The 21,620-nt window shown below is 64.3% G+C and carries 24 protein-coding genes and 1 pseudogene; 13 read left to right on the forward strand and 12 right to left on the reverse strand.

All coding sequences use genetic code 11. From position 1 onward, the window contains the following. Nucleotides 1–29 precede the first annotated feature (29 nt). Nucleotides 30–782 carry an NUDIX domain-containing protein gene (locus P6U28_RS16730; protein WP_122402870.1) on the forward strand — a complete coding sequence of 251 codons (753 nt, stop codon included), beginning with the start codon at nt 30–32 and terminating at the stop codon, nt 780–782. 35 nt (nt 783–817) lie between these two features. On the opposite strand, the gene P6U28_RS16735 is transcribed toward P6U28_RS16730, so the two are convergent. Together P6U28_RS16735 and P6U28_RS16740 are read right to left on the reverse strand one after the other, a co-directional pair. Then, entirely contained in the window at nt 818–2,182 is a 1,365-nt protein-coding gene (locus P6U28_RS16735; RefSeq protein WP_122402869.1) for a metallophosphoesterase, read from the reverse strand. Nucleotides 2,183–2,249: 67 nt separating this feature from the next. Beyond that, nucleotides 2,250–2,483 carry a hypothetical protein gene (locus P6U28_RS16740; protein ID WP_244607980.1) on the reverse strand — a complete coding sequence of 78 codons (234 nt, stop codon included), beginning with the start codon at nt 2,481–2,483 and terminating at the stop codon, nt 2,250–2,252. Nucleotides 2,484–2,765: 282 nt separating this feature from the next. Here P6U28_RS16740 and P6U28_RS16745 point away from each other — a divergent pair, with 282 nt between their 5' ends. The 3 genes from P6U28_RS16745 to rpmG all read left to right on the forward strand — a co-directional run bounded on the left by P6U28_RS16745 (nt 2,766) and on the right by rpmG (nt 5,921). Next, complete coding sequence (locus P6U28_RS16745) at nt 2,766–4,103, forward strand: amidohydrolase (RefSeq protein WP_122402868.1); 1,338 nt, start codon at nt 2,766–2,768, stop codon at nt 4,101–4,103. 200 nt (nt 4,104–4,303) lie between these two features. Next, nucleotides 4,304–5,629, forward strand: a complete 1,326-nt coding sequence (locus P6U28_RS16750; RefSeq protein WP_122402867.1) for an LLM class flavin-dependent oxidoreductase — start codon at nt 4,304–4,306, stop codon at nt 5,627–5,629. Nucleotides 5,630–5,753: 124 nt separating this feature from the next. Continuing rightward, nucleotides 5,754–5,921, forward strand: a complete 168-nt coding sequence (gene rpmG, locus P6U28_RS16755) for a 50S ribosomal protein L33 (RefSeq protein WP_007603295.1) — start codon at nt 5,754–5,756, stop codon at nt 5,919–5,921. Nucleotides 5,922–6,431: 510 nt separating this feature from the next. On the opposite strand, the gene P6U28_RS16760 is transcribed toward rpmG, so the two are convergent. Continuing rightward, a complete protein-coding gene (locus P6U28_RS16760; RefSeq protein ID WP_122402866.1) occupies nt 6,432–7,664 on the reverse strand; it encodes an MFS transporter in 1,233 nt (410 codons plus the stop codon). Nucleotides 7,665–7,794: 130 nt separating this feature from the next. Here P6U28_RS16760 and P6U28_RS16765 point away from each other — a divergent pair, with 130 nt between their 5' ends. Then, nucleotides 7,795–8,403: a TetR/AcrR family transcriptional regulator gene (locus P6U28_RS16765; protein WP_162500585.1), complete on the forward strand. Its 609-nt coding sequence runs from the start codon at nt 7,795–7,797 to the stop codon at nt 8,401–8,403. Between the two features lie 295 nt (nt 8,404–8,698). On the opposite strand, the gene P6U28_RS16770 is transcribed toward P6U28_RS16765, so the two are convergent. Further along, a complete protein-coding gene (locus P6U28_RS16770) occupies nt 8,699–10,072 on the reverse strand; it encodes a PleD family two-component system response regulator (protein WP_122402864.1) in 1,374 nt (457 codons plus the stop codon). A 14-nt stretch (nt 10,073–10,086) separates the two neighbouring features. Further along, on the reverse strand, nt 10,087–10,452 hold the full coding sequence (locus P6U28_RS16775; RefSeq protein WP_027573612.1) for a response regulator: 366 nt from the start codon (nt 10,450–10,452) through the stop codon (nt 10,087–10,089). Nucleotides 10,453–10,694: 242 nt separating this feature from the next. Here P6U28_RS16775 and P6U28_RS16780 point away from each other — a divergent pair, with 242 nt between their 5' ends. Further along, nucleotides 10,695–11,006, forward strand: a complete 312-nt coding sequence (locus P6U28_RS16780) for a DUF3572 domain-containing protein (protein ID WP_122402863.1) — start codon at nt 10,695–10,697, stop codon at nt 11,004–11,006. Continuing rightward, on the forward strand, nt 11,003–12,292 hold the full coding sequence (locus tag P6U28_RS16785; protein ID WP_122402862.1) for a DNA polymerase IV: 1,290 nt from the start codon (nt 11,003–11,005) through the stop codon (nt 12,290–12,292). Before P6U28_RS16780 ends, P6U28_RS16785 begins: the two co-directional genes overlap by 4 nt. A gap of 15 nt (nt 12,293–12,307) precedes the next feature. Here P6U28_RS16785 and P6U28_RS16790 read toward each other — a convergent pair whose 3' ends face one another. Then, nucleotides 12,308–12,463, reverse strand: a complete 156-nt coding sequence (locus P6U28_RS16790) for a hypothetical protein (RefSeq protein ID WP_008548553.1) — start codon at nt 12,461–12,463, stop codon at nt 12,308–12,310. Nucleotides 12,464–12,653: 190 nt separating this feature from the next. Here P6U28_RS16790 and P6U28_RS16795 point away from each other — a divergent pair. After that, a pseudogene (locus P6U28_RS16795) lies at nt 12,654–13,060 on the forward strand (ACT domain-containing protein). A 37-nt stretch (nt 13,061–13,097) separates the two neighbouring features. Here P6U28_RS16795 and P6U28_RS16800 read toward each other — a convergent pair. Both P6U28_RS16800 and P6U28_RS16805 read right to left on the reverse strand, forming a co-directional pair. Then, on the reverse strand, nt 13,098–13,499 hold the full coding sequence (locus tag P6U28_RS16800; protein ID WP_122402861.1) for a RidA family protein: 402 nt from the start codon (nt 13,497–13,499) through the stop codon (nt 13,098–13,100). 197 nt (nt 13,500–13,696) lie between these two features. Further along, nucleotides 13,697–14,542 carry a cell envelope integrity EipB family protein gene (locus P6U28_RS16805; RefSeq protein WP_160118821.1) on the reverse strand — a complete coding sequence of 282 codons (846 nt, stop codon included), beginning with the start codon at nt 14,540–14,542 and terminating at the stop codon, nt 13,697–13,699. Nucleotides 14,543–14,782: 240 nt separating this feature from the next. Between P6U28_RS16805 and P6U28_RS16810 the strand changes: the two genes are divergently transcribed. The 4 genes from P6U28_RS16810 to P6U28_RS16825 all read left to right on the forward strand — a co-directional run bounded on the left by P6U28_RS16810 (nt 14,783) and on the right by P6U28_RS16825 (nt 17,955). Beyond that, nucleotides 14,783–15,250, forward strand: coding sequence for a RidA family protein (locus P6U28_RS16810; RefSeq protein ID WP_122402859.1), 468 nt, complete (start codon nt 14,783–14,785; stop codon nt 15,248–15,250). A gap of 5 nt (nt 15,251–15,255) precedes the next feature. Beyond that, the gene (locus tag P6U28_RS16815) at nt 15,256–16,002 is read left to right on the forward strand and encodes a glycerophosphodiester phosphodiesterase (protein ID WP_122402858.1); all 747 of its coding nucleotides are present in this window, start codon (nt 15,256–15,258) and stop codon (nt 16,000–16,002) included. Nucleotides 16,003–16,209: 207 nt separating this feature from the next. Next, nucleotides 16,210–17,466: a GNAT family N-acetyltransferase gene (locus P6U28_RS16820; RefSeq protein ID WP_407122787.1), complete on the forward strand. Its 1,257-nt coding sequence runs from the start codon at nt 16,210–16,212 to the stop codon at nt 17,464–17,466. A 60-nt stretch (nt 17,467–17,526) separates the two neighbouring features. After that, nucleotides 17,527–17,955 carry an HIT family protein gene (locus P6U28_RS16825; RefSeq protein ID WP_122402856.1) on the forward strand — a complete coding sequence of 143 codons (429 nt, stop codon included), beginning with the start codon at nt 17,527–17,529 and terminating at the stop codon, nt 17,953–17,955. Nucleotides 17,956–18,114: 159 nt separating this feature from the next. On the opposite strand, the gene tsaA is transcribed toward P6U28_RS16825, so the two are convergent. The 4 genes from tsaA to P6U28_RS16845 all read right to left on the reverse strand — a co-directional run bounded on the left by tsaA (nt 18,115) and on the right by P6U28_RS16845 (nt 20,890). Next, the gene (gene tsaA / locus P6U28_RS16830; RefSeq protein WP_129143237.1) at nt 18,115–18,606 is read right to left on the reverse strand and encodes a tRNA (N6-threonylcarbamoyladenosine(37)-N6)-methyltransferase TrmO; all 492 of its coding nucleotides are present in this window, start codon (nt 18,604–18,606) and stop codon (nt 18,115–18,117) included. A 29-nt stretch (nt 18,607–18,635) separates the two neighbouring features. Continuing rightward, a complete protein-coding gene (locus P6U28_RS16835; RefSeq protein WP_122406622.1) occupies nt 18,636–18,986 on the reverse strand; it encodes an AzlD domain-containing protein in 351 nt (116 codons plus the stop codon). Then, complete coding sequence (locus tag P6U28_RS16840) at nt 18,983–19,723, reverse strand: AzlC family ABC transporter permease (protein ID WP_122402854.1); 741 nt, start codon at nt 19,721–19,723, stop codon at nt 18,983–18,985. The genes P6U28_RS16835 and P6U28_RS16840 overlap by 4 nt, the downstream gene beginning before the upstream one ends. 213 nt (nt 19,724–19,936) lie before the next feature. Next, complete coding sequence (locus P6U28_RS16845; RefSeq protein WP_122402853.1) at nt 19,937–20,890, reverse strand: transglycosylase SLT domain-containing protein; 954 nt, start codon at nt 20,888–20,890, stop codon at nt 19,937–19,939. A gap of 88 nt (nt 20,891–20,978) precedes the next feature. Here P6U28_RS16845 and P6U28_RS16850 point away from each other — a divergent pair, with 88 nt between their 5' ends. After that, nucleotides 20,979–21,617: an HAD family hydrolase gene (locus P6U28_RS16850; RefSeq protein ID WP_122402852.1), complete on the forward strand. Its 639-nt coding sequence runs from the start codon at nt 20,979–20,981 to the stop codon at nt 21,615–21,617. The last annotated feature ends 3 nt before the right edge of the window (nt 21,618–21,620 follow it).

Here is a 21,620-nt window from a genome sequence, read left to right on the forward strand (position 1 = left end):
AAATAAGCAAGAACAGTTCGGGTGAGGACATGACGGATATTGCGCAAATTGCGGAGAAGGCCAGGGTTCACGAGGAGAAGGAAGCCGACCACCATCCCTATTTCCGCCCGAGGGATGCGGCGACGCTGATCCTGGTCGATCGCAGCGGCGCCGTGCCGAAAGTGCTGGTCGGCAAGCGCCATGACAAGGTGGTGTTCATGCCGGGAAAATTCGTCTTTCCCGGCGGCCGAGTCGACAAGGCCGATCATCGCGTGCCGTGTGCGGCGCCCATCACCGCGGAGTTGGAGGCCAATCTCGCCAAGGGCAGCCCGAAGACACCGGCCTCGCGCGCGAAGTCGCTGGCGATTGCCGCGATCCGCGAAGCTTGCGAGGAGACCGGTCTTTGCCTCGGCCGCAAGGCGGAAGGAAAGTTGGCAAAGCTCGAGGGTCCCTGGAAGCCGTTCGCGGATGCGGGCCTGTTGCCTGATCCCTCCGGCCTGTTCCTGATCGCGCGCGCGATCACTCCGCCCGGCCGCGTCAAGCGCTTCGACACGCGCTTCTTCACCGCCGATGCTTCCGCGATCACCCATCGCGTCGAAGGCGTGATCCATGCCGATGCCGAGCTGGTCGAATTGGTCTGGGTCGAGCTCGGCTCGAAGCCGCTCGCCGATCTGCACCCGATGACGCGCAACGTGCTCAACGAGCTCCACACCCGCCTTGCCACCGGTCCGCTCCGCCACGACGCACCGGTGCCGTTCTTCCATTTCTACGGCGGCAAGATGCAGAAGGATATTTTGAGCTGACATGACGGATGTCGCCGCACTTCGGCGCGCCGTCATCAGCACCCCTCTGGCGTGATGAGCACACTCAACGCCGCACCTCTGAAGGGACGGTCTTCGCGGCCGCCCTGTCCGTGGCCGATTGCCCAATGCCGGGGCCACGACAGCTGTTCCAGCCCCCGCGCCGTCGCGGAGGTGAAGGACGACCAGCGCGTGCAGTCGTGCCGGCGGTACAAGAGACCGCCGGGGCCCATATCAGGGTAGATCGTGGCGTAGATATCGAAACCCTCGCCCGGCGGAAGATCAGGTCCGAACCAATAGGTCGGGCTTCGCCCTGGCTGACCACCCACGATGGCCGTCAGGGTTTGCCGCGGTCCCCGAAGCCCCAGCCAGAACGGGGCGATCGAACCAGGTTCGAAAGCCGTGAAAATCGTCTGAGCCGTTGCGACGTCGGCTGCAGCGCTTTGCCCCGCAAGCCTCAGCTCGATCCGGCGTCCGCTCTTCACTTGTCCTTTGAACGGTGCTTCGACATCTCCGAGCCGCAACTCTCTCCACCCGGCGGGATCGGGCAGCGGCCATTGCAGCCTCTCCCTGACGACGCCATCGATATCGAGCACCTGATAGCGCAGGCCTTCCTCGTCGAGCGCGGCCTGAACGCAATGCAGATACTCGACGCCCTCGGGCATCCTGTGCGCCGTCCCTGCGCCCGCCGTGCAAATCTGCAGGACACCACGATGCGCCTGGACATCGAACGCCAGGATGTGGCTGCACAGATAAGCCAGCACATTCTCCTTCACTAGAATGTCCCAAAACGGGCGGCCGTATTCGTGGCCGATCTCGCGCTGATACGTCCCGGTAAAGCCGTTGATGGAAAACACCGGATGATGGCCCAGGACGAGCTTATGTCGGGCATCACCGTGGTCTCTGAGCGTCGCTTCCAGCCAGGCCAGCTCGACATGGCCCTCACCTCCAAGGCCGCTCCAGAGCGTGTTGACGAACACCATCAGAAGGTCGCCGCGCCGTACGTAGTAAGAGAGTCCGGCTTGGTCGGGCGGCCCATTGTCCGGCAGGTCCAGCACTGCGCGAAACACCGCCTCGCTCATCGCGTCGTAGGTCGTGTGGTTGCCGGTGGTGTGCCAGATCGGAATAGCCGCACGGTCGAGCCACGCCATTTCCGTGTCCAGCCAGTAACGCCACTGCGCACGCAGAGCGTCCGGGTCCGGCGTGAGTCCGATGATCTCATCGCCCGGAAAGAGAATGAAATCAGGCTGCGGCTTCAGGCGCTGCACGACTGCATTGACCGAAGCGAAGGTCCTTTCGTGCAAGGCACCGGGCACGCCCGAACAGGAGTCGCCGTACAAGAGAAACTGGTGGCCCTTGCCGCGCGGCAGAAGCGCGGGAATGGGATTATTCACAGAGGTCATGGCCTTCCATCGCGCTGTTCGGCCACGAGGATGACAATTTCCGGAGCGGGTCGCAACCAGGCCTTGATCAGCTCTCATCCGGCTCGGAGCCGACATAGTCGCGCGCCGGCAGCTTAAGGATGCGGCCGAGCTCGTTTGCGAGCTTGTCCGCCTCCTCGCTGGTGAAGGTCTGAAGCGTGATCGGCTCGGTGCCCTTGTTGCCGCAGAGATTGACGTCGTCGGTGGTCAGATCCGTATCATAGTCGTCGGTGATGCTGATGAAGTGATAGTCGGCGAGATCGCGCGATGAGCGGATATTCAACAGGCCGAATTGTCTGGTGATTACGATCTGGCGACCCAGGGCATGGGCCGGTCGATGCGAATCATGCCGCCATCCACTGTCATTGTGCCTGCAATGTCGGGGCTCCTCACAGGTTTTGGCTTGGTTGGGGCGAAGGGCGGATTGGTGCGATGAGGCGCGTCCGACGCCTTGCGACCGGCCCCGCTCCGCCGCGATGCGCCGGTACCGTTCTTCCATTTTCCATTGCGGCAAGATACGACGAGATGTGCTAGGTGAAGGGCGCTTGAACGACTGGAGGATCGGATGACGCGGTTCGTAAGGCCTCTGCTCGCTTCCGTGGCGTTGTGCGGCCTGCTCTCGCCGCCTGCCCATGCGGAGCTCGACGTCGCCAAATTGAAGCAAACCATCGAGACTTCCTTCGAGAGCCAGTATCCGAAGCTCGACGCGCTCTACAAGGACATCCACGCCCATCCCGAGATTGCTTTCCAGGAGGAGAAGACCGCGGCGAAACTGGCCGCCGAGATGCGTGCGATTGGTTTTGAGGTCACCGAGCACGTCGGCAAGACCGGCCTTGTTGCCCTCTACAGGAACGGCGACGGTCCCACCATCATGGTTCGTACCGAGCTCGATGCGCTGCCGATGGAGGAGAAGACCGGCCTGCCCTATGCCAGCCGTGACAAGCAGATCTGGCAGGGCCGCGAGACGTTCGTCGCCCATAGCTGCGGCCATGACATCCACATGGCGAGCTGGGTCGGCACGGCGAAAACCCTGGTCGGCATCAAGGACCAGTGGCACGGTACGCTGATGTTCATTGCGCAGCCCGCCGAGGAAGAGGTCGCGGGCGCAAGAGCGATGATCGCCGATGGCCTGTTCACCCGCTTTCCGAAGCCCGATGCGGGATTTGCCCTGCACGACGGCAGTGGAGCCTACGGCTCCGTGACCTACAGGGTCGGGGTCGGATCGTCGAATGTCGACGGGCTCTTTATCAAATTTGTCGGCCGCGGTGGCCATGGCGCGATACCGCAGGCGACCATCGATCCCGTGATGATGGCATCCCGCTTCGTCGTCGACGTGCAGAGCGTGATCAGCCGCGAGAAGGACCCGACCGAATTCGGCCTTGTTACCATCGGCGCGATCCATGCCGGCACCGCCGGCAACATCATTCCCGACGAGGCCAGGGTGATCGGCACGATCCGCAGCTTCAAGCCGCAGGTGCGCGCGAGGATGCTAGCCGGGATCGAGCGGACGGCGAAGGCGGTGGCGGCGATGGCGGATGCGCCGGCGCCCGAAATCCATCTCGACGAGGGTACCAAGGCGGTGGTGAACGATGCTGCTGTCGTCGGCCAGGCCGAGCGGGTGCTGAAAGCGGCCTTCGGCGACAAGTTCAACGTCAGCCCTGCGAACACGACCAGCGAAGACTATTCGGAATATGTCAACGCCGGCGTGCCTTCGATGTTCTTCAACATCGGCGTTTATGAGCCCGACCGCGTCGCCGCCGCGCGTAACGGCAGCGCTCCGCCACTTCCCGGCAACCACTCGCCGCAATTTGCCCCGGTGCCGAAACCGACCATCCAGACCGGTGTCACCGCGATGACGCTCGCCGTGCTGAGCGCCTTCGATCAAAGGGCCCAGGGGCAGTAGTTTCTCTCAGGGTCTACGGCTTGATGGATTCTCAGATGCGCAATTGCGCGTCGTAGCTCGCCGCGACGCGGCGCCCCGGAATGACGCGAACGTGCTGAGAGTTGATCGAAAAACAAAAAATTCTTCCCGCCTCCCCCAATGGCGCAGTTCCCAGGCGTGCCTATGTCTTTGCGAACGACACCCAGAACGGATACGGGGCGATGGCACAACGGCAACTCAAGCTTGGCGCGTTCATGCGCCCGATCTCTATCCACACCGGCGCCTGGCGCTATCCCGGGGCCTGGCCCGACGCCAATTTCAACTTCGGCCACATCAAGCAGCTGATCCAAAAGCTCGAGGCCGGCAAGTTCGACGCCTTCTTCATGGCCGATCACCTCGCCGTGCTGAACATGCCGATCAACGCGCTCAAGCGCAGCCACACCGTGACCTCGTTCGAGCCGTTCACGCTGCTGTCGGCGCTCTCGGCGGTCACCGACCGCATCGGCCTGATCGCGACGGGCTCGACCACCTTCGACGAGCCTTATCACGTCGCGCGCCGCTTCGCCTCGCTCGACCATCTCAGCGGCGGCCGCGCAGGCTGGAACATCGTCACCACCTCGAACCCGGACGCGGCGCTGAATTTCGGCCTCGACGACCACATGGAGCACGCCGAGCGCTACAAGCGCGCCCGCGAGTTCTACGACGTCGTCACTGGCCTCTGGGATTCCTTCGCCGACGATGCCTTCGTGCGCGACGTCGAGAGCGGCCTGTTCTTCGATCCCGCGAAGATGCACGTGCTCGATCACAAGGGCAGATACTTCAAAGTGCGCGGTCCCCTCAACATCGCCCGCCCCGTGCAGGGCTGGCCGGTGATCGTGCAGGCTGGTGCCTCCGAAGACGGCAAGCAGCTCGCCGCCGAAACGGCTGAAGCCGTGTTCACCGGCGGCGGCAGCCTCGCCGACGGACAGAAGCTGTATGCCGACATCAAGGGCCGTATGGAAAAGGTCGGCCGCGATCCGGAGCACCTCAAGATCCTGCCCGGAGCCTTCGTCGTGGTCGGCGACAGCGTCGATGAAGCCAAGGAAAAGCGCGCGCTCCTCGACAGCCGCGTGCATTACGACAGCGCCATCGCCTCGCTCTCCGTCATCCTCGGCACCGATGCCTCCGGCTTCGATCCTGACGGCCCCCTCCCCGAGATCCCCGAGACCAATGCCAGCAAGAGCGGCCGCCAACGCATGATCGATCTCGCCGCCCGTGAGAAGCTCACCGTGCGTCAGCTCGCCCAGCGCGTCGGCGGCTATGGCGGGCTGTCCTTCGTCGGCACCGCCAAAACGATCGCCGACCAGATGGAGGAATGGCTGGTCGGGCGCGGTTCCGACGGCTTCAACATCATGTTCCCGTTCCTCCCCGCCGGCCTCGACGATTTCGTCGACAAGGTCGTCCCGGAGCTGCAGCGGCGCGGGATTTTCCGCAAAGAGTATGAAGGGGCCACTTTGAGGGAGAATCTGGGCCTGCCGCGGCCGAAAAACCGCTTCTTCGAGGCCTGATCGGGCCGATTTGAGCGGTTTTCCGGGCGTAAAACCTTGACATCAGGCGGTTTCTGGCTAGGTTGCCGGCCAACGCGGGCCGATTGGCCGGCTCGAGATTCCCCAATTCTCTGAGGTTCAGAACATGGCCAAAGCGGTCACCATCAAGGTCAAGCTCGTGTCCTCGGCCGACACCGGCTTCTATTACGTCGCCAAGAAGAATTCGCGCACCATGACCGACAAGCTGGTCAAGAAGAAGTACGATCCGGTCGCGCGCAAGCACGTCGAATTCCGCGAAGCCAAGATCAAGTAAGATCGGCGAAGCGTTGAAGTTTTGCGGGGCCCTTGCGGGCCCCGTTTTCTTTTGGCGGCCCCTGAGGTTTCAGCGGCCCTCGAAGGGCGGCGGTTTGATATCAGGCCCAGCCGCTCCGCTTCGAGCGCTGCGCTGCGTCCGGGGCACGAGAACGAATTGACGTGCTCCACTTTCTCCTGACCGCCATGGCCAATCGATTGGGCAGTGGTCGCCTCAATCTTCGATTGCGCAACCACAAATGTCGATGCGCCGAAACAGGTGGCCAAGCCGCACGTGTCGGAACGGGGAGCAAACACGATGGCGCCGCGTCTGCGCATACAACAACCTGAAGCGCGATGGCGATTGATCCAATCTCATCGTGTCTTGCCCTATCCGGCTAGGGCGGAATGACTTCAGGTTGAATCGATTGCCGCGGCTCGTTCACCTCTCCCGCAAGCGGCCCATCACGAACCAACCAACGCGGCGTCCGCTCGAACCTCGCAAGCTGACGATAGCAAGCGCACGCTCGCCTTACGCCGTCCGCAATACCGGCGGCTGCGACCGCCTGACCAGCGCGAACGCCACCTGCACGATGCCGCCGGCAAGGCCGAGCGCCACGCCGATTCGCCAGGCCATGGTGTAGGAGCCGAGCGCGTCGTAGAGCAGCCCGCCTCCATAGGCACCGAGGAAGCTGCCGATCTGGTGGCTCATGAAGGCGAGGCCCTGGATCATCGCCTGCCAGCGCAAGCCGAACATCTCGGCGACCGCGCCGGCGACCAGCGGGCCGACGCCCATCCACAAGAAGCCCATGATGGCGCCGAACAGCAGCGTCGAGAACGGCGTCGCCGGCAGCATGAAATACCCGGCGAGCGCCAGCGAGCGCAGGATGTAGATGCCGCCAAGCAGCGCCAGCTTGTTCCAGCGCTGGCCCGCCCAGCCGAAGAACAGCGAGCCGAGCACGTTGAAGCCGCCGATCATGCCGAGCGTCTGCGCGCTCAGCATCGGATCGAGGCCGCAGATCGCAAGATAGGACGGCAGATGCGTGGTCAGGAAGACGAGTTGCATGCCGCAGACGAGATAGGCGCAGGTCATCACGACGAAGGACACGTTGCCGAACGCGGTTTTCGCAGCCGTCGCGGCCGTGGCATCGTCGATCTCGTCGGCCGCCGGCTTGGGCAGCGGGATCTGGTCGACGCGCCCGGCGTACCATGCGGCGGGGATCATCAGCACCGACATGATGACGAAACCGGCCAGCCCGATGCGCCAGCCAAAGCCCTCGTTGAGCATCTGCCCGATCGGCGCCGACAGCAGCGCGCCGAGCGAGCCCGCGCCGGAGACGATGCCGAGCACCGTGGAGCGCACCGTCTCGGGGACCGCGCGCGCCGCGACCGACATCGCGATCGCCGCTGCGGTGCAGGCCAGCGACGTCCCGATCAGCACGCCGGCGCCGATCATGATGCTGATCATGCCGTGCGCGGTCGCCATCAGCGCGAGGCCCACGATGTACATCAGCGCGCCCACGATCATGATCGGACGGAAGCCGTAGCGCACCGTCATCGCGCCGGCGAGCGGCTGGAGGAAGCCCCAGGCAAGGTTTTGCACGGCCAGCGCCAGCGTGAAATCCGAGATCGAAATGTGAATGTCATGCGTCAGCGGCTGCATGAAGATGCCGAGCGACTGCCGCAGCCCCATGCTCAGCGTCAGCATGATCGAGGCGCCGATCAGGATCGGCAATGTCGGACGCAGGACCTGCAACAGGGGCATTCTTCTTCTCCCTTTTGGGCGCGGCACGCGTGCCGACGTCTGCTTTTGCCGTTGATTTTGGTTACACAGACCTGTTTACTTAGGCTATGAACGCCGGATGCTGTCAAGCGAACAGGACGCGCGCCACCGCATGGCTCCCCCGCCCAAACCACAGACGATGAAAGAGCGGATCCTCGAGACCGCCGACAAGCTGTTCTATCTGAAAGGCATTCGCGCGATCGGCGTCGACACCATCGCGGCCGAGATCGGCATCTCCAAGCGCACGCTCTACAACCATTTCCCGTCCAAGGACGCCCTGATCGCGGCGTACCTCGAGCGCCGCTTCGTAAGCGCACGCCCTTCCGACAAGCCGCCAGCCGAGCAGATCCTCGCCACCTTCGATTCGCTGGAGCGGCGCTTTGCGGCCAAGGATTTTCGCGGCTGCCCGTTCGTCAACGCGGTCGCCGAGCTCGGCCCCGCCGACCGCGCCGTGAAGAAGATCGCCATCGCCTTCAAGGAAAGCCGCCGCCTCTGGTTTCGCGAGCGGTTGACCGAGCTCGGCGTTCGCGACGCTGAGGCGCTCGCGACGCAGCTCGTGCTGCTGGTCGACGGCTCCATCGCGCAGGACCTCGTGCGTGATGACCCCGCGATGGCAAGGGCCGCGAAGGAAGCTGCGAAGGTGCTGTTGCGGAATGCGGGGGTGGATGTGGGCGGCGATGCGGTGAAGCAGGTGAAGGGGCGCAAGCGCGCGCCACAATGATCACTGCCACCGCCCTATTCGGTGTCATCACCCGCGAAGGCGGGTGATCCAGTATTCCGAGACAGCGAGGCTGGAACCGAGACGCCGCGGCGTACTGGATTCCCCGCCTTTCGCGGGGAATGACAGCGGCGTTTGTGGCACCGCCGCGACCCTACCAATATGCTCCTGTTTTGCCCGACGGGTCAAATGACGCTGCCGCCGACGCAAGCCATCGCGCCACCTGCGTAACCCATTGATCCGGCTCGCGCCGGCTACTGTGCATGGGGTTGTTTTCGCAAACTTTGCGGGCGGCCGCTCACGCCGCGTGCGACACCACGCGATTGCGGCCGTCGTGCTTGGCGCGGTAGAGCGCGGTGTCGGCGCGCTTGAGGACGTCGGCGACCGCCTCGCCCTTCTGCTCCAGCGTGGTCAGGCCGATCGAGATCGTGACCTCGATGCGCTTGGCCCCTTTGTGGATCGCGAACGGCTCGCCCGCGATCGAGCGGCGCAGGCGCTCGGCGACCATGCCGGCGACGTGGAGATCGGTCTCGGGCATCACGATGACGAACTCCTCGCCGCCGTAGCGGCAGGCCAGATCAATGCCGCGGATCGACTTGCGCACGCGCACCGCGAACTCGCGCAGCACGTCGTCGCCGGCATCGTGGCCGTAATTGTCGTTGATCGACTTGAAGTAGTCGATGTCCAGGATCATCAGCGCCAGCGGCTTGCCGCGGGTCGCGGCCTGCTCGGCGAGCGTTGCCAGATGGCTCTCCATGTAGCGGCGATTGTGCAGGCCGGTGAGCGCATCGGTGATCGCCATCTCGATCGAGTTCTGCACGTTGTCGCGCAGATGGTCGGTGTAACGGCGGCGGCGGATCTGGGTGCGGGCGCGCGCCAGGAGCTCGGTCTTGTCGATGGGGCGCAGCAAATAGTCGTTGACGCCGATCTCCAGGCCCCGGAGCAGCCGCGTCGAGTTCTCGGGGTCGGCGATCGCCAGGATCGGCACGTGGCGCGTGCGCTCCAGCGAGCGCGCCTGGCTGCAGAGCCTGAGGCCATCGAAATTGTTGAGGTCGAGCGAGACGATCAGGAGATCGTAATTGCCCTCTGCGGCGTGGAACAGCGCCTCAGTCGGATTCGGCTCGACGTCGATGGTGTGCTCGGCGGCGAGGATCGTCGCCAGCCGCTCGTACGAGGACTCGCGGTCGTCGACCAGGAGGATGCGGCCGCCCTTGCCGGTATCGGCGACGGCGCTGCGCTCGGGCGCCTGCATGCCGATCTCGAGCGACGTGATGGCGCGCATGCGCAGCTCATCCGTCATCATCTTCAGCCGCGTCAGCGAGCGCACGCGCGCGATCAGCACGACATCAGAGACGGGCTTGGTGAGGAAATCGTCGGCGCCCGCTTCCAGCCCGCGATTGCGGTCGGCGGGACTGTCGAGCGCGGTAACCATCACGACCGGGATGTGATGCGTGGCCGGATCGGTCTTGAGGCGGCGGCAAACTTCGAAACCGTCCATGTCCGGCATCATCACGTCGAGCAGGATGATGTCGCATTCGGCGCGGTGGCAGATCGCCAGCGCCTCGGTGCCGTTCGAGGCGGTCATCACGTCGAAATATTCGGCGGAGAGGCGGGCCTCTAACAGCTTGACGTTGGCGGGGACGTCGTCGACGACCAGGATACGCGCGGACACTGTGAACTCACTTCCTATCCGATGAAACGCCGGACCGTCTCAATGAATTTCCCGACCGAGATCGGTTTGGATAAATAAGCTTCGCAGCCGCCCTCGCGGATGCGCTCTTCGTCGCCCTTCATCGCGAAGGCCGTGACCGCGACGACGGGAATGGTACGCAGCTCCGGATCGTCCTTGATCCAGCGCGTCACCTCGAGCCCGGAGACCTGCGGCAATTGGATATCCATCAGCACGAGGTCGGGCCGCATCTTGCGAACGAGGTCGAGCGCCTCGTAGCCGTTGCTGGTGCCTGTGGTCTGGTAGCCGTGCGCCTCCAACAGGTCGCGGAAGAGCTTCATGTTGAGCTCGTTGTCTTCCACGATCAGGACGGTCTTAGCCATCCCGCCCTCCTGATTGGTCCGAAGGACCGGTACATGTGACGCCTCAGACGCCGCTTCCCGGCGTTTCGAAAACTGGATTCAAACTAGCCTCAGATTCGCTTGAGTTTCGTTAAACCCGAGGGCCGACTTTCTGCAGTGTGGTTTCCAGTTGCTTGTCTGGGGCCGGAAGACTTGAGGACGAGACTCGGGCATGATGATTCCAAATTAGAGACCGAAAGTTAACGGAAAGGCAAACCGTCCCCGTGAAAAAGCCTGTTCACAACCCCCGCGAAGTCGCTGAAATCGTTGCGATTCAGGCCCTGTCCTTCATCGCCGGCGAGCCCGAGCGGCTGGGCCTGTTCCTGGCCGAGACGGGGGTCGGTCCGGAGACCCTCCGCAATGCCGCCGCGGACCCGAACTTCCTGCTCAGCGTGCTCGATTTCGTGCTGCGCGACGATGCCACGGTGAAGGCCTTTGCCAGCTCCGCGGAACTGCATCCGACCAACGTCGCCGCAGCGCGGCAGGTCCTCGGCGACGCGCTCGGCGACCCCTCCTGGGAGCGCGACGTGCCGTGAGCGACCCAGAGGCGGCCGGGCCCCGCTGCTTCTGCCGGGATTGTCTGGCCGACCTGGATATGGGGGTGCGACGCTGTTCCGCCTGCGGATCCCCTCGCCTCGTCCGCCACCGCGCACTGGCAGGCCTGAGCATCGCCCATATCGACTGCGACGCCTTCTACGCAGCGGTCGAGAAGCGCGACAACCCTGAAATCGCCGACAAGCCCGTCATCATCGGCGGGGGGAAACGCGGCGTGGTATCGGCCGCCTGCTACATCGCGCGCACCTATGGCGTGCGCTCGGCCATGCCGATGTTCAGGGCGTTGGAGGCCTGCCCGCATGCGACCGTGATCCGCCCGGATATGGCGAAATATGTCCGGGTCGGCCGCGCGGTGCGGCAGGCCATGCAGGCGCTGACGCCTCTGGTCGAGCCGCTCTCGATCGATGAGGCCTTCCTCGATCTCTCCGGCACTGAACGGGTGCACGGCATGATCCCGGCAAAGGTGCTGGCTCGCTTTGCCGGCGACGTCGAGCGCGACATCGGCATCACCGTCTCGGTCGGCCTGTCCTGCAACAAGTTCCTGGCCAAGATCGCCTCCGATCTCGACAAGCCCCGTGGCTTTGCCGCGCTCGATCGGGAGGAAGCGCGTTCGATGCTGGCGGAAAAGCCGGTCGGCTTCATCTTCGGCGTCGGCCCCGCCACGCAGGAACGCCTCGTGCAGCGCAGCTTCCGCGTCATCGCCGACCTGCAGAAGGCCGACGAGATCGAGATGATGCGGCAGTTTCCGAGCGACGGCCGCAGGCTGTGGCGGCTCGCGCGCGGCATCGACGACCGTCGCGTCGAGCCTGATCGCGGCGCCAAGACCATTTCCAGCGAGACCACCTTCGAGACCGACATCCGCGATTTCGCAACGCTGGAGAAGATCTTGTGGCGGCTGTGCGAGAAAACGTCGTCGCGGCTCAAGAACAGCGAGCTTGCCGGCTCGACCGTCACGCTGAAGCTGAAGACCGCCGATTTTCGCCAGCGCACCCGCTCGCAGTCGATCGCAGCGCCGACGCAGCTTGCCGCAAAGATCTTCTCGATCTGCCGCGAGATGCTGGCGAAAGAGATCGACGGCACCGCCTTCCGCCTGATGGGCGCCGGCGTCAGCGCGCTGCGCGAGGGATCAACGAGCGACGACACCGACATGCTCGACCGCCGCGCCGCTCACGCCGAACGTGCGGTCGACAGCCTGCGCAAGAAGTTCGGCAGCACCGCGGTGATCCGCGGCATTGCGTATGAAGGGCCGGAGAAGGCGCAGGAGTGATCTAGTCTGCTTTAGTCAGTCGCGTTCGAAGATCCGTGCACCCGGATAGGCGCGCCGGGCATACTGAACGACCAACTGTCGATCCTGGGTTTCCAGGAACGGCGTTCGGATCTGACAAGACCCGACGATGAGGTGCCACAAGCCGTTGAGCTTCCGAATGACGACGTTCATTTGAGCCTCTTCGCAGTGACCCGAGCGGACTCGAATTGTAAGAATCTGCCGCCGTCGCTCAATTGTACCAGCGTAAGGTCAGCGCATGAGAAGGATTAGAGGAGATATACAAAGGTATGTTGCTTGTGACTTCTACAGCCCCTGGCGCAGATAGCTTCGCAGGCGCTCAAACGATCTCGGGACTGGCACCGTGACAGGCGAACGCGATCTCGACGCACTGCTGACTAGCATGAAGCCGGAGATCCTGGACGGCATCTTCGTGTTTTGCACGCTTGCACCGGGTGCGAGCATTCCAGCCACCATTCACCCGATGCTGACGTTCCGGGAGCGCGAAGGAACAACGCTGGTGATCCTGCACGAGGAGGCCGAACGCGCCGGACTACGCCATGAATTTCCATCGCGCCTGATCACCTTGTCAGTTCACTCCGCGCTCGATGCGGTGGGCTTCCTGGCTGCAATCACGACGCGTCTGGCCGAAGCCGGCATCAGCGTGAACGCCGTGTCGGCCTTTCATCACGATCTCTCTTCGTGCCTGCCGACCTGGCCGATAAAGCGATGGTGCTGCTACGAGAGATGTCAGAAGCGAAGCATTCGTAGCCCGGATTACGCTGGCAGCGCAATCCGGGCTACGGAGTCAATCCGCGACGGCCACCGCCTCGATCTCGATCAGCCACTCCGGTGCAGCGAGCGCGGAGACGCCAACGAGCGTCGATGCCGGCGGCTCCATGCCTTCGAAGAAGGCGGAGCGAGCCTTGCCGATGACTGGACGCAACTCCGGCTTGTAGTTCACCACGAAAGTCGTGATCTTGACGATATTCGCATAGCTCGCGCCGGCCGCCTTCAACGCGAGGCCGAGATTCTGCATCACCTGCGTCGTCTGCGCCGCGATATCGCCCTCGCCGACGATCCGCCCCTCCTCGTCCACAGACACCTGGCCGGAGATGTAGATCGTGCGCGCACCCGTGGCAGTGACGACGTGGGAATAAGCGGGATTGTGATGCAGTCCGCTGGGGCGGAGATGGTCGAGCTTGGGCATCGGGTTGCCTCCCTGAGTTCCGTGGTTGTCGAGCGTAGCTGGGGAGTAAGCGGAGAGCCAGCCCCGTCATTGCGAGGAGCGAAGCGAGGAAGCACCCCAAAATCTTCCCGCGGACGGACTCTGGATTGCTTCGCGGAGCCTGTCATCGGGCCGCGCTTCGCGCGGACCCGTTGGATTGACGGAAGAGAGACTGCCCCTCAATTACAGGGCTTGCTGTCCTTCACGTCGAACTTGCCCATCGCGCCGGAGATGACGAAATCGTTGTAATCGAGCACGAGCTGGCGCGAGACGCCGTTCTCGTAGAGCTCGAACGACATCGCGTAGACCGGGGTCTGCTCGCCCTCCTTCTGCTGGGCGTCGCGGTCGAAATAGCTGACGGTGACAGGCCAACGCTTCAGCGACTTCATATGCTCGTCCGAGATCGACGGATCGGACGGCGTGGCGCGGTCGGCGGGGATCGGCTGGCCGATCACGGTCAGCGTGTTGTAGACCTTCTGGCCGTCGTCGGAGCCGTCATAGACGGAGAGCTCGAGCAGCGACTTGCCCTCCTTGGCTGCGGCGATGATGCGCTGGATCTGCTCGGTCGGGAATACGATCTTGCCGTCGAGGGTGAAGGTCTTCGGTGCCGGCAGCTTCAGCTTCACATTGATATGGTCGCCGTCGCGCTCGGCCGAGCCGTCGACGCGGCCGGCATCCGCCTCGTTCATGCGCGTTTCGATCTTGAAGCGGTAGCTCTTTCCCGCGGCGTCCTCCCAGGAATTGGAGCGGAGGTCGCTGAGCGTGACCTTGCCCTCGCCGCTGTCGAGCTCGGAGACCTGACGGAACTCGGAGGTGTAGCCCTCGCAGGCGCTGCCCGTGAAGTTGTAAAGAATCCGGCCGCGTGCGCTGTTGACCGAATTGGAGCGCGATTTGACGAGGCTGAGGTCATAGAGCGCCTGGTGCGCGAGAAACGGACCGTTGGCGGCCAGAGCCCCGCCACCAAGGCCGACACTGGCCGCGGCGAGCGCCATCACACCGAGCGAAGTCCGGAAAAGGTGCACCATGTCTGTTCCCTGAGGAAAGCGCAGATTCGACATTTTAATGACCGTTCCATTGCGTCGCAACTGAGGCCATTTCACGTAAAGTTGCGGCACTCGCGCTGAACCTGCTGCTCCGCCTCAACAAAACGCAGCCCCGGTCTGGTTGGGTTGCTTGCATGTGGCGGCACGATGGGCGAAACAGGTCGCGCCCGGCGTTCTAACGGACGCGCCGGGGGCAATGATTTTTGGACAACGAGGTCGGACATGGTGGGCACGGTCGAGCAGAAACTGGCGGAACAGGGCATCAGGCTACATGAGGCTCCCACCCCCGTCGCCAACTACGTCCCGTTCGTGCGCACCGGCAACTTGCTGTTCGTCTCCGGCCAGGTCTGCTTCGACCCCGCCGGCAAGCTGATCGCCAAGGGCAAGCTCGGCGCGGGCGTCTCCATCGAAGACGGTGCGGCCGCCGCGCGCGGCTGCGCCGTCAACCTGCTGGCCCAGGTCAAGGCAGCGCTCGGCGATCTCGACAAGGTCGTGCGCGTGGTGCGCCTCGGCGGCTTCATCAACTCGGCGCCGGACTTCCTGGACGGGCCGAAGGTGCTCAACGGCGCCTCCGACCTGATGGTTGCCGCCTTCGGCGACAAGGGCCGCCATGCCCGGACCACCGTCGGGGTCGCCTCGCTGCCTGCGGATGCGGCGGTCGAGGTCGAAGGCGTGTTCGAGGTCGCCTGACGCGCATGCGCGCTCCCGATTGGCTGACAGCCCGGCCGGTCGCCCATCGCGGCCTGCATGACATTTCGCGCGGCATCGTCGAGAACATGCCGGGCGCGGTGCAGGCTGCGATCACAGGCAATTTCTCGGTCGAGGTCGACATCCAGCTCTCCGCCGACGGCGAGGCCATGGTGCATCACGACCATGCGCTCGGCCGCCTCACGGAGGCCACCGGCGAGGTCATCTCGAAAACCGCCGCGGAGCTGAAAGCCCTCAAATTCAAGGACACGGACGAGCGAATGATGTCGCTGTCCGACCTCTGCGCCCTCGTCGCCGGCCGCGTGCCGCTGGTGATCGAGGTGAAGAGCCACTTTGGCGGTGACCGCAAGTTGGTGAAGCGAATGGCGGAGGTGCTGGCGTCCTATGATGGCCCGGCGGTCGGCATGTCCTTCGATCCCGACCAGGTGCTCGCGCTGCGCGAGCTGTTGCCCGACCGCCCGCGCGGCATCGTCGCGCAGCGGACCTATGAGGACGAGTACTGGGCCAAGCTCACGCAGAAGCAGCGCGACAGCATGCTCTACCTGCGGCACGGCTTGCAGACCCAGCCGCACTTCGTCGCCTTCAAGGTCGACCACCTCCCGGCCCCCGCCCCCTGGATCGCCCGCAACGTCTTCGGCTGCGCCCTGCTCGGCTGGACCGTGCGCACGCCAGAGCAGAGGACCCGGGTTGGGCGCTATGCGGACCAGATGATCTTCGAGGGGTTCGTGCCATAGGGCGCCCCTCCCTCCTCGTCATTGTGAGGAGCACTTGCGACGAAGCAATCCAGGATCCCTTCGCGGAAACAGTCTGGATTTGCTTCGCGGAGCCTGTCATCGGGCGCTTCGCGCGGACCCGTTGGCTCGCAATGACGGCGGTGGCGACCGCCCGACCTGTGTTCCCGCCCCTTGAAGTCGCTGCTGCAATGCACGATCTTGGGCGCAATGGCATCATCCGAAATTACGCTCGAGGCCGTACCGTCCATTGGCGACATCTCGCCCGAGGATTGGGACGCCTGCGCCAACCCCGGCAAGACCTTTAACGAGAAGCCTTGCAACGGTCATGGCGCGGGAACCTCATCCGCTCCTCCAGGCGATTCTCTCGGGCTCTCAAGACCCGCCTATAACCCGTTCGTCTCGCACGCGTTTCTTTCCGCGGCCGAGAAATCGGGTTCGGCAACGATCCGCACCGGCTGGGGGCCGCGCCACCTCGTGGCCAAGCTCGACGGCCGCGTCGCCGGCGTTGTGCCCTGCTATTTGAAATCGCACTCGCAAGGCGAATACGTCTTCGACCGCGGCTGGGCGGATGCCTATGAGCGCGCCGGCGGACGCTATTATCCGAAGCTTCAGGTCTCAGTTCCCTTCACCCCGGCAACGGGACCGCGGCTGCTGGTTCGCGACGGTGTCGACCGCGAGCGCATCACAGACGCGCTGGCGAGCGGGCTGGTGGCGCTGTGCGGCGTCAGCAAAGCCTCATCCGTGCATGTTACCTTCGCGCGCGAGGACGAATGGAAGCTGCTCGCCGAGCACGGCTTCCTCCAGCGCACCGACCAGCAGTTCCACTGGCACAACGAGGGTTTTACGAGCTTCGACGATTTCCTGGCGACGCTGAACTCCCGCCACCGCAAGTCGATCAAGCGCGAGCGGCGCGATGCGCTGGCCGCCGGCATCACGATCCACTGGCTCACGGGAAAAGACATCACCGAGGATGCGTGGGACGCCTTCTTCGAATTCTACATGGAGACCGGCTCGCGTAAATGGGGCCGCCCCTATCTCACGCGCGAGTTCTTCTCGCTGATCGGCGAAACCATGAGCGAGGATGTGCTGCTGGTGATGGCCCGCCGCAACAATCGCTGGATCGCGGGCGCCATCAACTTCATCGGCTCGGACACGCTGTTCGGCCGCAACTGGGGCGCGGTCGAGCATCATCCGTTCTTGCATTTCGAGGTCTGCTATTATCAGGCGATCGACTTCGCAATCAGACACGGCCTGAAGCATGTTGAGGCCGGCGCGCAGGGCGAGCACAAGATCGCGCGCGGCTACCTGCCGCGCACCACCCATTCCGCCCATTTCATCGCCGATCCCGGACTGCGCCGCGCCATCGATGATTACCTCAAGCGCGAGCGCGCCTATGTCGCGGAGGCCGGGCGTGAGCTCGCCGAGCTCGGTCCGTTCCGCAAAGGCGGCGACGAGGCGCCTTGACGCCTCGCCGCTGCTGGTGACAGTAAGCGCAAAATCTCGAGGAGCCGCCGAGGAGCCATCATGACCGCCTACGACGCCAACAACATCTTCGCAAAGATCCTGCGCGGCGAACTGCCCTGCTACAAGGTGTACGAGGACGAGCACGTCTTCGCCTTCCTCGACATCATGCCGCGCGTACCCGGTCACACGCTGGTGATCCCGAAGGTCGCTGCCCGCAACATCCTCGACATCAAACCGGACGACTACGCCCATGTCGCCCGCGGTGCGCACAGGATCGCCGCCGCGGCGATGAAGGCGTTCGAGGCCGACGGCATCACCGTGCAGCAGTTCAACGAGCCTGCCGGCGGACAGGTGGTGTTTCATCTCCACATGCACGTGATGCCGCGCCACGACGGCGTCGCCATGCTGCCGCCGGCGAGCCGCAAGGAAGACGACAAGGTGCTGCGAGAGCACGCGGCGAAGCTGACCGCGGCGCTGAAGGCGGGGTAGGCGGCGCCGCATCCATCGTCATTGCGAGCCAACGGGTCCGCGCCAAGCGCGGCCCGATGACAGGCCCCGTGAAGCAATCCAGAATCCCTCCACGGAGGCAGTCTGGATTGCTTCGTCGCAAGAGCTCCTCGCAATGACGGGATTAGAGCGGAGCGCTCCTCACTCGGTCTCGAAATCGCCCTTCTGCGGCGCAGCCAGCGGCGTGAACTCGCAACGATCCGGCTTGATATCGATCAGCGGCGTATTGTCGATACAGTCGAGCCCGCGCACCAGGATCGCGTTGCCCTCGATACCGACCAGCTTCACGATCGAGGTGCCGATCGGATTGGGCCGCACCGGCGAGCGCAGCGAGAACGTGCCGCGCGTTTTCTCGTTGTTCTTCGGGCTCTGCAGGATGATGTCCCGGCGCGACTTGTCGAGCCAATAGAGCACTTCGAGATTGCTGTAGAAATCGACGCCCTTGATGGCCGGCACGAACGGCTCGAAGATCTCGAGGCGGCATATCGGGCCGTCCTGACGCCCCTGCCGCGGCGTCTCCAGCCGCGATGTCCAGGGCGTGCGGATACGGCCGATGAAGACGAGTCCGGCATCTTGCGTCGGCGGCAGCTCGATAGCGACCTCGCCCTCGCGGAGCTCCTGTTCGCGAACCATATGTCCATCCCTACTGTTCGCCGGCGGTTTTAGCCCAACCACCACTTGCCGGCCAGCATGAAGACTTCGCCCGTGACCACACCCGCAAAGATCGAACGGCGCGTCAGCAGGAAGACGACGAGCCCGGCGCCGACCGCACCATAGCGCAGGATATCGGGTACGCTCGCAAGCGCCCCGGGCGGCTCGACCACGATCTGTGCGATGACGCCGGCCAGGATCGCGGTGGCGACCGCCCTCACCCAGACCAATAGCTCGGAGCCCTCGTCGATGCCGCCGCCGAACCACAGGCCCAGCATGCGCCAGATCTGGTTGGGAACGACGCCGGCGACGAACAGCACGGCGAGCGCGTGCCAGTCCCCGATCGCTTGCGCAAGACTCACGCGCGCACCTCCCGCCACCAATGCACACCATAGGCGATCGTGCCCGCCACCGTGCCGCTCACGAGGATGTCGAGACCCGAGTTCATCTTCGCCGCCAGCGGATAAAGCAGTATCCCGAGTGTCAGCGCCACGACATCAGCAACCTCGCGGCTGTTGCGTGCGGTCGAGAACAGGAACGAAAGCGGTGTGAGCAGCAGGATCGCCGCACCAAGCGTCTGCGTCAGGTTGGCGGCGAGGAAATAGCCGACCGTATTGGCGGTGAGGCACACCGAGACCAGGCCGCAGCCGAGCCCGTGGACGAAGGCGATCCGCCGCTCGCGCGGCACCTGCGGCAGGAAGCGATGACACTCGACCCACAGCGTCACCGCGGTGAGGTGCGCGGCGAAGATCAGCTCGCGCCGTTTCGTCTTCGGCGTGCGCATCAGCGGCAGCACCGAGACCACCATCGGAAACAGGCGGATGGCGCTGACGGTCACCGCGATCGCCGACTGGACGATGGTGGCGCCCGAGCCGAGCGTGGTGATCAAGATGATCTGCGCCGGCCCCGCCCAGACGAACAGCGTCGAGCAGAGCGCCCAGATCAGGCTGAAATGGGTGTCATGAGCCAGCGCGCCGATGCCGAGATAGGTCACGAACAGGACGACGGTGAGGATCGTCTGCGTGATCGAGCGCAATCCCCACGCAAAGGCGCGCCACGGGCTTTGCCATTGAGGGGAATCGAGCGGAGGAAGCGCCACGGGAGTTTTGGCCGGGTGAGGAATCGTGCCCGCATAACGGGCAGTACGGCGGTCTGCGTCAAGGAAGTCCGCGGCGGGGCTGGCATGCGTGAAACACCCACCGCGGTCATTCCGGGGCGCGCCTTGGCGCGAACCCGGAATCCATTGCGCCACAGAGATCGCTGCACGATGGATTCCGAAGCTCTTCGTCGCGCGCCGGAATGACGGGAGTGCCTACCCCCTCACACCCCTATTCCTCAGAACGAAGCAGGCGCCACCCGCCTTGCGGATGCGGTTGCACAGATCATCCGCCTCGGCCCGGGTATCCGCACCAATGCGCACCTGGTAGAACGCACGCGTGCCGCGGCTGCGCATCACCGAGCTCAGCAGGCTCGGATCACGCTCGCCGATCACGGCGCTCAGTTTCGTGACGGCCCGGGAATACATCGCCAACGCCTTGTTGCGGTCGAAGCCGGCCGCGAGCTGCACCCCCCAGACCTTTGCGGCGGCAAGCTCCACATGCTGCTCGAGCTCGGCGACGAACGGGTTGGGAGCACGCTTGAGCAACGCCATCAGATCACGGCAGCTCGTCGGCGGCGAACTCGGCGGTCCCTTGCCGGTGCTGCCCGCCTTGGCCCAGGCATCGACGCTGGTGCCGGTGATTGCGTAAACGTAGTTGCGGGTTTGCTCCGGCATTCCGCCGGTGCCATCGAGCCATTCCTGCACCCGGCGCGGCCCCGCATTGTAGGCAGCGGCCGCCAGGCCGAGATTGCCGAACTGGTTGCGCAGCTCGTTCAGAAACTCCGCCGATTTCGGCAACGCCTGCACCGGATTGAAGGGATCGAGCAGTCCGCGCTCGCTCGCGGTGCCCGGCATGAACTGCGCGATCCCCTGCGCGTGCTCGCCGCTGCGCGTCATGGGCCCGACCGCATCGGCGTGGAAGCGGCTTTCCTGCCAGATCACGCGGGCGAAGAACTCCAGCGGCAGGTCGTTGTCGCGTGCCGCCGCCTCCACGATCAAGCAGATCGACTCCCGCGTGTCACTCTCGCGGGCGTCATTCGGCTTTTCCACCGGCTTCGCTGGTCCCTCGGCCTTCGCAGGTACGTCGGGAGGCGACGTCTCCTCTGCGAGCGCCGGCGACAGCACGAGGGCCAGGCACAAGACAGCGATAACCCGAGCTATTCGCATGGCATCGTCGCAATCGGATAAATCGGACCTTGACTTGGAACCCCAGCCAACTAGCAACATACGGCAGTATCAACGCAGGTCCCGCCTGATGGTGACAATCTTTTTTGATCTCGACGGAACGCTGACCGACCCTAAGCCCGGGATCACTCGCTCGATCCAGTATGCGTTGGAGCGGCTCGGGGTTTCGGTGCCGAGCGAGGACGAACTGACCTGGTGCATCGGCCCTCCGCTGCTTGCGAGCCTGAGAAAACTCACCGGAACCGATGAGCTCGCCGACCGCGCGCTCCTGCTCTATCGCGAGCGCTTCAGCGATATCGGCCTGTTCGAGAACGAGGCTTACAGCGGAATTGCGGACACATTGTCATCGCTCGCAGCGACACGTCAGCGCATGTTCGTCGCGACCAGCAAGCCCGCCGTCTACGCCACGCGCATCGTCGATCATTTCGGACTGAAACCGTATTTCGAGCGCGTGTTCGGCTCCGAGCTCGACGGCACGCGCGTCGACAAGCGCGACCTGCTCCGCTATGCGCTGGACGAGACGAAGGTCGATGCGAACAACGCGATCATGATCGGCGACCGCAGCCATGACGTGGTCGGCGCCCGCACCAACGGCATGACCGCCATCGGCGTGCTCTACGGCTATGGCAGCGAGGCCGAGCTGCGGGATGCCGGCGCGCACCACATCTGCGCGGCGCATCCGGACTTGCTCGGTCATTGCATAACCTAGTCG

The organism is Bradyrhizobium sp. STM 3561 (assembly GCF_045571455.1).
In the GTDB taxonomy this organism is placed as follows: Bacteria; Pseudomonadota; Alphaproteobacteria; order Rhizobiales; family Xanthobacteraceae; genus Bradyrhizobium; species Bradyrhizobium vignae.